The 14298-nt window shown below is 38.2% G+C and carries 14 protein-coding genes; 5 read left to right on the top strand and 9 right to left on the bottom strand.

Translation table 11 applies throughout. The features are described 5' to 3' along the window. Positions 1 to 58: 58 nt before the first annotated feature. The gene (locus tag CALK_RS05255; protein ID WP_022636625.1) at positions 59 to 1597 is read right to left on the bottom strand and encodes a polysaccharide deacetylase family protein; all 1539 of its coding nucleotides are present in this window, start codon (positions 1595 to 1597) and stop codon (positions 59 to 61) included. A gap of 114 nt (positions 1598 to 1711) precedes the next feature. Between CALK_RS05255 and CALK_RS05260 the strand changes: the two genes are divergently transcribed. Both CALK_RS05260 and CALK_RS05265 read left to right on the top strand, forming a co-directional pair. Beyond that, positions 1712 to 2644 (top strand): patatin-like phospholipase family protein, encoded by a 933-nt coding sequence (locus tag CALK_RS05260; protein WP_081698010.1) that lies wholly within the window; start codon positions 1712 to 1714, stop codon positions 2642 to 2644. 42 nt (positions 2645 to 2686) lie between these two features. Next, entirely contained in the window at positions 2687 to 3187 is a 501-nt protein-coding gene (locus CALK_RS05265) for a ferritin family protein (RefSeq protein ID WP_022636627.1), read from the top strand. Here the strand turns inward: CALK_RS05265 and miaB are convergent. From miaB to dnaN, 8 genes are all read right to left on the bottom strand, one after another. Next, entirely contained in the window at positions 3184 to 4452 is a 1269-nt protein-coding gene (gene miaB / locus CALK_RS05270) for a tRNA (N6-isopentenyl adenosine(37)-C2)-methylthiotransferase MiaB (protein WP_022636628.1), read from the bottom strand. The genes CALK_RS05265 and miaB overlap by 4 nt on opposite strands. Before the next feature lie 2 nt (positions 4453 to 4454). Further along, the gene (locus CALK_RS05275; protein WP_022636629.1) at positions 4455 to 6761 is read right to left on the bottom strand and encodes an SLBB domain-containing protein; all 2307 of its coding nucleotides are present in this window, start codon (positions 6759 to 6761) and stop codon (positions 4455 to 4457) included. A gap of 8 nt (positions 6762 to 6769) precedes the next feature. Continuing rightward, on the bottom strand, positions 6770 to 7249 hold the full coding sequence (locus tag CALK_RS05280) for a DNA-binding transcriptional response regulator (protein ID WP_022636630.1): 480 nt from the start codon (positions 7247 to 7249) through the stop codon (positions 6770 to 6772). Continuing rightward, a complete protein-coding gene (locus CALK_RS05285) occupies positions 7242 to 7748 on the bottom strand; it encodes a hypothetical protein (protein ID WP_022636631.1) in 507 nt (168 codons plus the stop codon). The genes CALK_RS05280 and CALK_RS05285 overlap by 8 nt, the downstream gene beginning before the upstream one ends. An 11-nt stretch (positions 7749 to 7759) precedes the next feature. Next, entirely contained in the window at positions 7760 to 8791 is a 1032-nt protein-coding gene (locus tag CALK_RS05290; RefSeq protein WP_022636632.1) for a glycosyltransferase family 4 protein, read from the bottom strand. Between the two features lie 78 nt (positions 8792 to 8869). Next, positions 8870 to 9130: a DciA family protein gene (locus tag CALK_RS13410; protein WP_022636633.1), complete on the bottom strand. Its 261-nt coding sequence runs from the start codon at positions 9128 to 9130 to the stop codon at positions 8870 to 8872. Continuing rightward, the gene (gene recF / locus CALK_RS05300) at positions 9127 to 10191 is read right to left on the bottom strand and encodes a DNA replication/repair protein RecF (protein ID WP_022636634.1); all 1065 of its coding nucleotides are present in this window, start codon (positions 10189 to 10191) and stop codon (positions 9127 to 9129) included. Before recF ends, CALK_RS13410 begins: the two co-directional genes overlap by 4 nt. Further along, entirely contained in the window at positions 10192 to 11484 is a 1293-nt protein-coding gene (gene dnaN / locus CALK_RS05305) for a DNA polymerase III subunit beta (protein WP_081698011.1), read from the bottom strand. A 437-nt stretch (positions 11485 to 11921) separates the two neighbouring features. Here dnaN and CALK_RS05310 point away from each other — a divergent pair, with 437 nt between their 5' ends. The 3 genes from CALK_RS05310 to asd are packed head-to-tail and all read left to right on the top strand — an operon-like array spanning position 11922 to position 14182. Further along, positions 11922 to 12308 (top strand): hypothetical protein, encoded by a 387-nt coding sequence (locus tag CALK_RS05310; protein ID WP_022636637.1) that lies wholly within the window; start codon positions 11922 to 11924, stop codon positions 12306 to 12308. Beyond that, positions 12301 to 13029, top strand: a complete 729-nt coding sequence (locus CALK_RS05315; RefSeq protein WP_022636638.1) for a 3-oxoacyl-ACP reductase family protein — start codon at positions 12301 to 12303, stop codon at positions 13027 to 13029. Before CALK_RS05310 ends, CALK_RS05315 begins: the two co-directional genes overlap by 8 nt. 28 nt (positions 13030 to 13057) lie before the next feature. Further along, entirely contained in the window at positions 13058 to 14182 is a 1125-nt protein-coding gene (gene asd, locus CALK_RS05320) for an aspartate-semialdehyde dehydrogenase (protein ID WP_022636639.1), read from the top strand. Positions 14183 to 14298: the final 116 nt, after the last annotated feature.

The raw sequence follows: 14298 nt of genomic DNA on the forward strand, positions 1-14298 counted from the left end.
GGTGATAGATAAATATCTATCACCCCTTTTATTTTAAGAATATACTGGAAATAATTATTTATTGAATATTTACCCGATGCGGTGTTCCATTTATCTGTAATATATAGGCTCCCGGTGTAAGGGAGATATCTGGATTCCACATAAAAGAACCACTCTGAACATCGACAACATCTTGAGTTATCCGTCGACCCTGTACCGTATACAAGGATATATTGATTCGTGTAGTAGGTAGAGATGCGCCGTGATTAATATGGAACCCTTCAGAAACAACCTCTGCAGAAATAGATCCACTTTCACGGAAAGACTCCTGTGAAACCGATGTTTCAAAATCACCTTCTAATGGTACAGGATTCCGCATCCATGATATAATATCTATGGGGCGCACAACTCGCACTTCAGGATGGCTTAAAGCATATTCAAGAAAATCTTCAAACACTTTTTGTCTTCCCCGTGTATCGGAAGCATTCTCACATGAACCGTCCTTATCATGATGAAAGTACTCAGAGTGTGCACCAATCATCAAAGGAGCCCTATTACCTTCCATACGTCTATCGAAGGTAAATTTCATAATAGCAAGAACTTCTTCATTGTTTAATCCCGCCTGTGCCCAAAGATTATAGTCAAACATGGTAATTTTTTCAGTATCAGGGCTCACCCAGCTAATATTATCAGCAATAACTTCTGAAATAGAGTAATCAATACCATATTTTTTCGCTTCTTCCGCAGAAGGTATCATGGCAACATGGTTTGGTAGCTGCCAAAAACCGGGCACCGCAGGAACCTCAAAAAAATCAGGATTATCAGGGTTTCCACTCCACCCTTCTTCATGTCCTGGACTTCCATAATCAAGAGTATAGGGCCAGCGGAAATTGCGTCCATCATGTTCCCAATAATTTCCTTCTTCAATGGTACAATCATAAATTAAACCCTCTTCTTTTAGGGTTGGAAATAGGGGACCTCCATAGGCAAGAAAGGGAGTTCTAAATCCTATAATATGTTCTTGAGGTATACCCGAACCAAACTCATCACTTTCTGCCTGTTGCCAGAGTGCTAAACTATCCGGTGCCAAGGGTTTTGTCATCCACTCATTACACGTTTGTACCTCTTCTCGCCACTGTGCCGCATCAGCACTCTGCAAGTTTTCACTGTGAGTATGGGTGTGATTTCCAATTTCATGCCCATCTTCATAGAGTTCATTCCAAATTCTCCGAATCAAAGCCGGATTATCACCATTGTACCCAGATGCATAATAAGATGTGTTATAAAAGGCTACACGGACAGGAGTACCGTCATAGGTCGCTGCATTTCCTTCTCCTTCAGGGTTAGTAAGGGTTCTAAAATATTTGAGCGCCCATAACATTCCCTCAGGATAGTCATATTCAGTAGGTCGAGAACCAACCGTATCTATACCGGAACGAGAGTTATCATCAAATCCAATGGTAATAAACATGGGAACTTCCTCAGGAGATAATCCTCCCGGTGGATCCTGTGAGGGGGGGAGATAATCGGAATAATCATAGTCATAAATCCACTCATGCCCATAGGCAAAAACAGAATTAATTCCCAAGAAAAGCAAAATAATCATGGCATATTTCATAATAACTCCTATTTGTTTTTAGTATAAAAGATATACGTAATTCTTTTTTTTCTGTTTTTTTTGTAAATTTAAGGTTATTATCAATACTATCCATACATAAAGAAAAGGAGTACTATGCATAGAAGAGTTATGGCTGCAGCCGGTGGTGGCGCAAAGGGTATTGCACAAGTTCAAGTACTTAAAGCCCTTGAGAAAGAAGCGCAATGTCCCTTGTATACACAGTACGATTTACTCATTGGCTCTTCAGTGGGAGCAATTGATATGGCGGTCTTGGCAGCAGGAAAAATAAGTATGGAAGAATACGCCAAGAATTACCGAAGATATCTCACCACCATTTTTAAAAAACGGCGACTCCCCTTTTTCGGACCCAAATACTCAAAGAAAAATTTTATATCTCTGTGGAATGAAATAATTGGAGATGATATTCCCTTTGGCGCAGTTAAAACAAAACTAATGATAAGCAGTGTAGACCTTATCGAAAACAAAAACTACTATTTTAAATCGTGGAAAAGGGAGCATGCGAAACTCTCACTCTGTGATATTGTAGTTAAAAGTTTTTCCGCGCCCTATTACTTTGGCTATACCATTGATAAAAAAGAGAAGAAAATATGGGCTGATGGAGGGACAGGATCAGCAAATTATCCCATTGGTGAGTTAAAAAATCAGATAGAAGCATTAAAATGGTACCATACAGCTGAGTGTAAAAAAGGAGTAAATACCTGTCATATTGACATTGTAGGAGCCCTTTTTCCTGAAAATACAAATACCTTTAAAAAAATGAAACGATATCGAACTCTCCGGCAAACCCTTCACTTCTTCAATATCCCCGAAGGAGGCCTCGCACGGGCGCAAAGTAGAAACAACCAACTTGGTAAATTACTTCACATAGTTGAGAAAAACCCTACTCTTTCTCTCAAATATTGGGATAAATCTATTCCTGCTAAAATGGAGGGCATTGACAAATTACGGTATGTAGACACTTATATCCGTGCCGGACAGGAGATGGCAAAAAAACCCCTTATCGCACTGCATAGGAAAGAAACATAAATTATTTTACCTATATTATATAGTTCTACGTAAGGGATACAAATGAGTTCATACAATGCTCGGGAAATAATCCGTATGGGAGTTGAGATAGAAAAAAACGGCGAACAATTTTATCGTGAAGCAGCGCAAAAGCATTCAAACAGCACTATTCATGACATACTTCTTAATCTTGCGAATTGGGAAGTTAATCATGCACAGCTTTTTGAAAAACTTGCTGAAAAACTTCCTGCCGAACCAGAACGAGCTGATCATATATTTGATACTGAAGACCTAAGTTTTAAGTATGTGAAGGCTGCTGCGGATTCTCATATTTTTATCAAAAATTCAAATATGACAACTCTTGTAGAGACCTGTAATACCCCTGCGGATGTACTTTCCATGGCTCTTACCTTTGAAAAAGATTCTGTTGTTCTGTATCAATCAATGTTGGATAATATGAAACATTCAGATTATGAAGGAAAATCATATATCAAGGAAATAGCTCAGGAAGAGCTGAAACATGTTGCAATTATTCAAGAAAGCCTTGAACAATATACTACTTAACTAATACGGGTGTATTCAGAAATAACGAGGGTCATCCCCGTTGTTTCTGAAACTGTTCCCCGGATCATTTTTCCGTATAAATCATCTGTAGACTGAATAAATACTCGTTTTGCACCCATATCCTGTCCAATCCATCCACGGGATGATTTATAGGTTATCAATGCTTCAACTGTCTTACCCTTCATGGCAGCATACTTTCCCTTTGTTATCTCAGTTTGCAGGGATATTAATTCCTGCAGTCGCTCTTTTTTCACCTTCTCTGGCACCTGCTCAGGAAAATCAACTGCTGGAGTACCTGTACGGGGAGAATAGGCAAACATAAAGGCTGTAGTATATCCTACGTCTGAAAAGAGAGAGAGAGTATCCGCAAAATCAGATTCACTCTCTCCGGGAAATCCAACCATAACATCCGTGGTTATATCAATGGGAGAACAAGCCCTGCGTATTTTATCTATTGTCTCTAAATACATGGCTCGCGTATACTTTCGATTCATACGTTTCAAAACAGCATCAGCACCGGATTGTACCGGAAGATGAATATGCTTTGCAACCTTTGAAAGAGATGCCACTGCAGAAATAAGCTCATCACTAATATCCTTTGGATGAGAGGTAGTAAAGCGTATTCTATCTATACCAGGTACATCATTCACACGGCGAAGAAGTTCTGCAAAAGTAGTTTTTTCTGTTCCATAGGAATTTACATTTTGTCCCAAAAGGGTTATTTCACGAACTCCCCGGGCTACTTTTTTCTGAATATCATTGAGAATTTCTTCTACAGAAAGGGAGTGTTCGTCTCCCCGAACATATGGAACAATACAGTATGAGCAATAGTTATTACACCCACGCATAACCGGTATAAAGGCTGAACACTCCCCGTAGCTCCGCCCTTTTCCAGATACGGTATTGGCAGACTCCACAGTTTCAAGAAGAGTATCAATCTGTGTATGAATATACTCCATATCCATGGCACCAATAACGGCAGTCACCGAAGGAATCTCACGGCGTAAGGATTCGCCAACCCGCTGCGACATACATCCAACAACCCATAAAGCAGCATTTTTTTTCTTAATAGAACCATACTCTTTTATTTTATTTTTAGCAGTACGTTCTGCCTTTTCTCGAACAGAGCAGGTATTTACAATTAGTAAATCAGCCATGGATGGTTCATCCGCAGGGGTGCCACCACGGTCTATGAGCAGTTCTTGAAGGGTATTCGAATCTGAAACATTCATTTGACACCCAAAGGTTTTTATAAAAAATCGCATACTTAATCCAATTTATCTACAAGTAATGCCAGCGATACAGCTGATGTCATAATCCCAAGAAGAGATTGAGTAAGACGCATAATATCAACTCCACTCAACCCCTCTGTATCATCTTTTTTACTTACCACAATTCGTGACCCAGGATTAACATACCCACTTCGTCGTCGTACCCTGCGTACTTCTCCATTGGCACGGATAATATAAATAGAACGTCTATCTCCTTGTGGAGTCATTCCACCAGCACCGTCTATGTAGTGACGCACACTTCTTCCCGGTTCATACTTGACGGCTGAAGGATAAAACACAGCACCTTCAACCTGTACAGTACGAGGTCGAGTTGGGATATACAGACTATCTCCATCTTCAAGAACAATATCTTCTCGTTCGTTCTTATCACTTAGCAATGAATTAATATCTATGGATACAACACCAATACTATCTTTTCTTCTAATAAAACGAGCACCTTCAAGATATGCACTATTACGTACTCCCCCTGATCGATCTATCAGAGAAAGGAGCGTCTCATCTTGGGAAAGTTTTGCATACTTACCGGGATAAATAAATTCTCCCGAAAGAGTTATAACCTCCTGATCACGAAGGTATGAATTTTCACGCACAAAAATATAGTCTAAATGTTCTAGAACAAGTCCGTCATTTTTAAAGAAATCATCATCAACAGGTATTTTCTTGGGCGTACTTTTATTTCCCCCACGATGATTTCTCTCTGATATGCGGGAAACCTCTATGGTGTCTTTGTACGCTTTTTGAGAAAACCCCCCAGCCAATAATATCACATCCTGCACGGTCATATTATCCCGTAAAAAATATCTCCCTGGTCGCTGAACCTCACCCTTTACCACGATATAATCACGATATTCAACATCCCACCTTGAATAAAAACGAACCACATCCCACTCTTGTAACTCTACATCATAGGCTTCATTTCCCGAGAGAAGTTCTCCAATATTTGTAGCCAATACCTCTTTCGAAAAGTCTTTATTAGTTCGGAGAATTTCAATACGATGGTCAAAGAGATACTCCTCAACCCCACCGGCAAGATCAATAAGATCAGAAAGATGCATTCCCTCGTAGTATGAATATTTTCCAGGACGTTGTACCGGCCCCGATATTTCTATCGTATTATCATATTCACGTAAATACCCAACATGAATACTGTCACTTTTATGAAGTTGTACCGTATCAATCATATCCAAGGGTACAGTAAATACTCGCCGTCCTTCTCCCGGAATAGTACGGTATATGGTACAACTCCCTCGATACGCTTCGGGTAAAAAACCACCCGCATACTGAATAAGGTCTGCGAGATTTTCTTCATCGTAAAGTTCATATATCGCAGGACGATGAACAGCTCCACTCAAGGCAATAGTATTTTGCACAGGAGCAACTTCAATAATATCATAGTCGGCAAGACTTGCCAGGGGCTTTTCCTGAATTGCTGCGGTATCCAAAAAATAGCTATAAAGGTCTACCGTATCAACAATTTCTCCATCTCTACGAATATATATTGCCCGTAAAGATCCCTTATCCCGTACTCCTCCCGCATAGGATAAGGCACCCCAAATACCAGAAAGAGAGGGAATATTATATACTCCCGGATTTTGCACATCCCCAATGATAAACACCTGTTTTTTTCTCAAAGATCCCATGGATACATCAAAATGCGTACGTGCATTCGGTCTCCCATAATTTACCCCTGAATATACCCGTGAAAACTGACGTGTTAATTTTTCTTCAAGTTGGCGTAAACTCAAGCCTGCAACGGTAATACTCCCAATACCACGAGGAGAAATAGTACCCCCACGAGAAACCTCATAGGTCTCTTTAAATGTTACTTCCCCCCACATAGAAATAACCACTTCATCCCCCACACCAAGACGATAATCAGGATTTACAGGACCAAAAGAAAGCTCTTCCTCGCGCAGTGAAAAGGAGTAATTTCGAATAAAATCTATGCCAAAACGCCGGAGAGGACGTGTTTCATCGTCAGAAGGAGCAAGAGATACAACAAACTCCCGAATATCCTCAAGTTCATTATAAAAATCGATAGTATCTTTTTCTTCTTTCTCGCGTTCACTATCTTTTTTTGTTACCGTATCGGTAAAGTCCCGAAACTCTCTCTCCCTATCTTTGATTTCTTCACCCTCTTTTCGGCGACGTTCAAAAAGCTCACCTTCACGACGAGCTGTGTCAAACTTTTGTTGTGTATGTTCCTGAAAAAGGCTATCCATATCTTGAGAAGCAGAAACCGTTGATAGAAAAAAGAAGACTATAAGAATACCGAAGGCCATACACCCTCCTACAGGGATATAAGAAACGTGATTACTATTATTACGGGAATAAGCATTTTTAAAAGAAATACCATCCCGGAGTGATACTCTATATCATGTTGCATACTATTATACTCAGCAGCTCGTTTTACTTTTCGATACAGTTTATCCGAATAAATTGGCATGGTAAGGAGATCATCAACCCCTTCAGTTAGATAGGATAATACCTGGTCAGATCGCTCATTTCTATTAATAAGCAGGAAAACCGGTTTTTTTCGAGCTTCCTTAAAAACAGAAATAAACGTTTGCGGAACATCGGGGAGTAAATCAACATCAGCAATTAAAATAGAGTGCTTATAATTTACAAAAAGCTCTTTTGCCTCTTCTTCTGTATCTGCAAGATCAACAAGATACTCATGGGCTGAGAGAAGCATGAGGATATCATTGGTTACGTTTTTATTTTGGGAAAGGAGGAGAACCCTATGTCTATTTTTAACTTTTTTAACCATTTTCGTCACAACTTTCTATAGAAAGGGTACCTTCTATTATTCGTGAGCAATCAGCATCATACATTTTTTTCCCGATAATTTCCATATCATGAATTAAGTAGGGTATATCAACAGGTTTTTTAATAATGTACACTGTTGAGTAAAGAGATACAAGAGAATTCAATTCATCCCCCGAATCAATAATAAAAACCGGCTTATCATATTTCTTTGCGATATATGAAACACTCTTCTGTATGCTTTCCTTATTCATTGATTCATCGCGATAAATAATAAAAAAATCAAAATATTTTCGTTTAATATCTTTCACGGAAGTGTAATTTGCAACCCAATACCTATTCTCGGTGTAAAAACGGAGGGAATTTTCAAAATACGTGTTCGTACTTATTACGGCAATATTCTTCCGTACGGACGAGCTATCTCCGGGATCAAAAGAAAAAAGACTTTTTCCATATTCAAGACGTTTTAAAACCATAAAAAAGATGTACAGAAAGTATCCCATAAATAAAATTTTTATTCCCACAGATGGGCTAAATACAAGAATAAAGGATATTGAAGAAAGACAAAAACCAAAAAAACAAGGAAACGAAGAGCTTGTTCATGGGTCAAACCACGGAAAATAAGACGATGATGCATATGGAGATTATCAGGACTAACTACTTTTTTAAAACTATGTTTTAACCCCCTATTTTCATTTAATCCATACCAAAAACGCCGTATCATAGATACAAACACCTCAAGAACGGGGAGCCCCACTACAAGAAAGGCTGCAAAGGTTTCAACCCCTTTCCCGTTATGATACATATTGGCTACCTGAATGGAGTAGAGTGCTGCAATAAATCCAAAAAAGAGTGATCCTGAATCTCCTGCAAAAATGCGGGCTGGTGGATAATTATGAAATAAAAACCCCATAATAACAGCACATACGGGAATTGTTACCCAGAGGATTGTCGGGTCTCCTGCAAAAAAAAGTATTGTGGAAGCAATACATATTGATAAGAGAGAAAGGCTTGCCGAAAGCCCATCTATTCCATCAATAATATTAAAGGAATTAGTTACACCAATTATCCATAACACACTTATCACTGGACCAAGATACCCTAACTCCAAAGACGAACCGAGAAAATAAAGGGTATCTATATACATGTCATACCCGTATACTGAAACAAGGGCAACAAGGAGTTGTACAGAAAATTTTGCTCCAACTCCAACATTTATAAAGGTTGAATCATCTAAAAAACCAATAAAGAATATAATAGCGCTCCCTGCCACAAGAGGAGCAAATATAGCACTTTCACGCATATATAAAAGTACATTCCCATCGGTAATTCGAGAAAAAAATGCAACCACGCCCAAGGATATGAAAAAGGATATAATAAAAGCAAATCCACCAATTCGGGGAATGAGAAGCTGATGAATTTTTCGTTTATCCGGTATATCTACAAAAAAATGTTTTAGATTTGAGCGATACATGAGATATACTAATGAGGCACTTGCTGAAAAGAAAAGAAGGAAAAGAAGCAAGGCTGTTTTTATTTCATACATGTAATTCTCTCATACTGTTAAATTATCTGAAAATAATATTTTCTACCATCCCCTCCCCAATATTTTCCTCGATCCTCCCTAATATATTTTTTTCATAAAAAACAGTTCCATTTTCCACGTAGAATTTGTAACTTCAACGGTGAGAATGTTCCCTTTTAAAAAAACAGGAGTACTGACGTGGGATATATTTGATCCAACAATAGAACTCCACTCTCTCTGCAAATAGGCAAGATCATAGACATTCCTGTTCTTATTATTTTTTCTCATAGAAGTAAGGACATCGTCTAAGATATCACCAATTTTATATAGGGGAGGCCGTGGTTTAGGAGTATAATTCATACCACGCGTCCTTCTTCGACAGAGAAAACCGGGAGATCGTAATACTCTTTTTCCGCAGTCGTATGAATAGCCATAAAAAGCTGCCCTTTATTTTGAAGATACGAGAAACACTGCTTTTTTCGATATGCATCAAGATCAGAAAACGCATCATCAACAGCAATAATAGGAGAAGCTTCAGAGGTTTTTAAAAAAGATAGAGTGGCAAGCTTTAGAGAAAGTGCAACAGAACGAGCCTGTCCCTGTGAGGCATACTCCACTATCTTTTTACCATCACCATACAGGATAAGATCATCACGATGTATTCCTTGCAGCGTAAATCCGATACGATGCTCTTTTTTCCTATTTTGCACTAAACAGTTATAGATATCTTCGGAAGAGTCAACATCACGGAAAGATGATTTATACCGCATGGATACACAAATATCCTTGGTACTTATATCTTCATAAATATCTTGAAAAAACACCGCTATGGAAGATATAAATTTTTCTCGCTCCTGTATAACTTCATAGCTAGCGGTACTTATTTTTCTATCATAAATATCAAGGAATACCGAATCTGTAGACATACCTAAAAGAGCATTTCTTTCTGAAAGCATTTTTTTTAAGGAAATTAGGTTTGAAAAATACGAACGATTATATTGGCTAATAATCTGATCGATAAAACGACGTCGTTCTTGTGGTGCCCCTTGAACAAGTAATATATCCTCAGGACCAAAGTAAATAAACCGTTTTTTTTTGTCCCTATACAAAGCCCCAAGGGATGTATACATTTTTCCATCCATGGAAATATAAACAGAGCCATCACTATTAAACCCAACTGACTGCTCACTTGAGTTTGAAAAAAAACCATGTACATAGGCTTCACTTTTACCCTCTGTTATGAGACTTCGCACCTTATGCGTTCGAGGAGATTTACCCAAGAGAAGAAAAGAGAATGCCTCAAGGAGATTTGTTTTCCCCGCCCCGTTTTTACCGGAAAAAAGAGCTCCCTCCTGGGGAAGCTCCAAATCAAGGTAGGGATAATTTCTAAAATTAATCAACCGTATCTGACGAAAAACCATCTATTCAAATATTTTCAAAGGCATAATTAAGAAAATATCCTCACTCGTATCCCCCTCTTCAGTATCAGAAGAATTATGAGGAAGAAGAGTTACTGCCTTCAAATGATTATTCATATTCACAATAATTTCACGTGATTCCATAACAGAAAGAATATCTTGAAGATATCTACTATTAAAGCCTATATTTAAATCCTCATCCCCCGTATATGTGATTGGGATATTCTGCTCAGCAAACCCACCTATTTCCCGGTTTTGGGCAGAAATATTTAGATTTCCTTCAGTAAAAATCATTTTAATTAACTGATTTTTGCTGTTTGATACAGTAGAAACCCGTTTTATAGCTTCCAAGAGAATAGCTCTTTCCACCTGGGCACGCTTGGAAAACTCATGGGGAATACCCTTTTCATAATCGGGATAGGGTCCTTGAATCATTTTGGTACTTAAGCGAAAATGATCCATATAAAAAACAACATACTTGTCTTGTATAACAAATTCTAAATCTTCGGCATCTTCCAGTTCTGCAATTTTTAATACATTCCCAATACTTTTTGGTGAAAGAATGATAGAAGCATTTGTAGAAAAAGATATATCCGTAAAACTTGCTCCTAAGCGATGTCCATCTGTAGCTACCATACCTGTTCTCTTTTCCTGTATATCCCAAAAAAGACCGCACAGACACCCGCGAGATTCATCTCGAGATACAGCAAAAGATGATTTTGTAAAGAGAGATTTAAATAGCTTCGTGGAAATGGTATTTTTATCGATAAACTCTGTCTCAGGAAAAAGAGGAAATTCACGAAGACCAACCCCCGTTATGGAACAATTAAATCCGCTACCATTTTCTAAATAGAGAACATTGTTTTCAATTGTAAGAGAAATATCATCGTTTCCCATTTCCCTAATAATATCTGTAAATTTTCGAGCATCAACTGCAATCTCAATATCTTCGGTGGTAGAAACAGTTAAAGAAGCCTGAACGAAGTTATCCAAATCAGACGCATAAATAGTTAAAAGCCCTTGTGTCACAGATAGTTTCAGATTGGTTAAAACCTGTAGGGAGGTTCTACTGGGTACAATGGGAAATACCTTTTGTAGGACATCGTAGAGTTTTTTTTGTTTGACTGTCACATTCATAACACCCCCGCTGTAAAATATAATAGTGTATAAAAATATACTTTTACATCTTCTAAAACGGTATAAAGCTGTTCTTTTTCCACGGCCCTTAGTTTTATTTCTTTTTTTGTATTTAAATGTATAATAAATATAAGCATGTTTATACACATGTAAAACCATGTACTTCCGGCATCTATCCTCTTGTTTGAATGGGGAATCTTTTGTTTATGCCTTGTTAATAGACAGTTATTATTTATGTTTTTTTACTTATACACGTTTATACACAATCTCTTTTCATCATTTTGTTGACAAGTCTCTTCTCTTATTTTTTTTACAGTCCTTTCGATGGGAATGCCCACTTTTATATATAATAAGGGTGTGAATACGTATTAATAAACCTTGTATTCACCTGTATATAGTCTTTTTGAAGTTTGTATAACCATGTTTGTAATAATGTATATTAGCATATCAAATTCACATACCGACGGAGCAATTACTCATGCATACTGTAATGTTAGTACTTGCGAATAATGTACTCAGCGGAGATAAAAAAAAGTATCTTTCTCTTTATTTCGAAAGGGTTAGTAAGATAGTATCGCTATTTAAAGTGAGGACTTATGAAAAAATGTTCTGTTGTAATGAGTATTTTGCTTCTTATTCAAGGTGGTATTTTCGGCAATGATGTGGCCGATTTTCTTGGAATGTGGCGAGTTGAAGGTGAAGGGGTCTATTTAACGTTTTTAGATGAAGAACGGGTTGCCTATGATTCTGATGACGAAAGTTTTGCGGGAGAAGGTACCTATTCTTTTACAGATTCAACCCTTACAGCAGCTGTGAATATTGATGATATGGACATGGTAATTATGTATAATTACCGTTTTTCCTCAGACTCGGTTATGAAAGTTCAAACAATTTCTCAAGTAATGAACGGAGATACTATTCAGCATGATGATGAATGGTATCGAGTTGTACATATCGATGAAAAGGATGATGATAATGAGTAAAAAAGTTATTGTGACCGGTGGTTCTCGCGGGATTGGGAAGGCTATCGTTGAAAAATTAACAGACCTCTCATATTCTGTAGTTTTTAATTATAATGCAAGTAGTTCAGCTGCAGAAGAAATAGTTGAATCATGCAGTAAAAAGGGAGTAAAGGTACGTGCACTTCAAGCAGATCTTTCCGATTTTAATGCTGCTCAAACCTTTGTTCAGGAAGCACTTGATTTTTTTGAAGGCAGTCTTGACGGGGTTGTTAATAATGCGGGAATCACCCAAGATCAGAATCTTGCCATGATGAGCCCAGAGGAATGGAATAGGGTTATTAATATTAATTTAACTGGCTATTTTAATGTGCTCCGTGGTGCAGCCCTCGAATTAGTTAAGAGTCAAGGGGCAGTAGTTAACATATCCTCTGTAAGTGGTCTTACCGGAATAAAGGGCCAATCGAATTATTGTGCAAGTAAACATGGTATTATTGGTTTAACCCGGGCCTTTGCCAAGGAGATGCGTAAGGTAAATGTGAATGCCGTTGCTCCTGGGTTTATTGAGTCTGATATGACCGAAAAACTGGATAAAGCATATTTAAAGGAAATGAAAAAACAAATACCCCTTCGCCGTTTAGGAAAACCGGAAGAGGTTGCTGACTTAGTTGAATTTCTTCTTTCTGATAAGGCGAACTATATCACGGGGCAGGTATTTACTATTGATGGTGGTATGACAGCATGAAAATTGTATATATGAAAAGGAGAATGATATGCCGAAAGTAGGCTTTATTGGTTGGAGAGGAATGGTTGGATCTGTTCTTATGGATCGTATGCACCGTGAGGGTGATTTTTTGAAATCCTTTGATCCAGTATTTTTTTCTACATCGCAGGTTGGTGAAAAAGCTCCTGATATTGGCAAGGATATTCCCCTTCTACAAGATGCATACTCCTTAGATGAATTGGCAAAGCAGGATATTATTGTATCGTGTCAAGGTGGTGGGTATACGGAAAAGATACATGGGAGATTGCGTAAAACAGGATGGAAGGGGTATTGGATTGATGCAGCTTCGACCTTACGCATGAAGGATACTTCCCTTATTGTTCTTGATCCGGTAAACCGAAAAGGTATTGATGAAGCCTTGGATTCGGGGGTAAAAGACTTTATTGGAGGTAATTGTACTGTTTCTCTTATGCTTATGGGGCTTGGCGGGTTATTTCAACATGATCTCGTGGAGTGGCTTACTTCCATGACATATCAAGCGGCTAGTGGGTCAGGTGCACAAAATATGCGTGAACTACTAAAGCAGATGCAATTATTAGGACATGTCTCAGAGCCCTTTTTAGATGATCCTCGATCCTCTATTCTTGAACTTGATAAGAAAGTAAGTGAGTTTAGCCTTTCATCAAATATGCCCCGGGAGCATTTTGGCGGAGTCCCCTTGGCCGGAAGTCTTATTCCATGGATTGATAAACCAATGGATAATGGTCAGTCAAAGGAAGAGTGGAAAGGGATTAGTGAGACAAATAAAATTTTAGGTCGTTCCGATACTCCTATTCCGATTGACGGCACTTGTGTTCGTATTGGAACCCTTCGGTGTCATAGTCAAGCTTTTACCATAAAACTTAAGAAAGACGTTCCCCTTGATGAGATCGAAGATATTATTTCATCTCATAACGAGTGGGTGAACTATGTACCGAATCTTCAAGAAGAGACCATGAATACTCTTTCTCCTGCTGCAGTTACGGGTACTCTTTCAATTCCTGTTGGTCGGGTACGAAAAATGAGTATGGGAGGAGAATTTTTAAATGCCTTTTCTGTAGGTGATCAGCTTCTTTGGGGAGCTGCTGAACCAATTAGAAGAATGTTGGTAATTGCCTTAGATCACCTCTCGTAATAAATTCGGGCTTGGGAAAAACGATCTTTTTCCCAAGCTTGTATCATTCTAAAAAGAATTATTTTAAAGTGAAGAGTGTGTTAGTATGGACAACACCATGTATAAAGAAAGGGAGG

The organism is Chitinivibrio alkaliphilus ACht1 (assembly GCF_000474745.1).
In the GTDB taxonomy this organism is placed as follows: Bacteria; Fibrobacterota; Chitinivibrionia; order Chitinivibrionales; family Chitinivibrionaceae; genus Chitinivibrio; species Chitinivibrio alkaliphilus.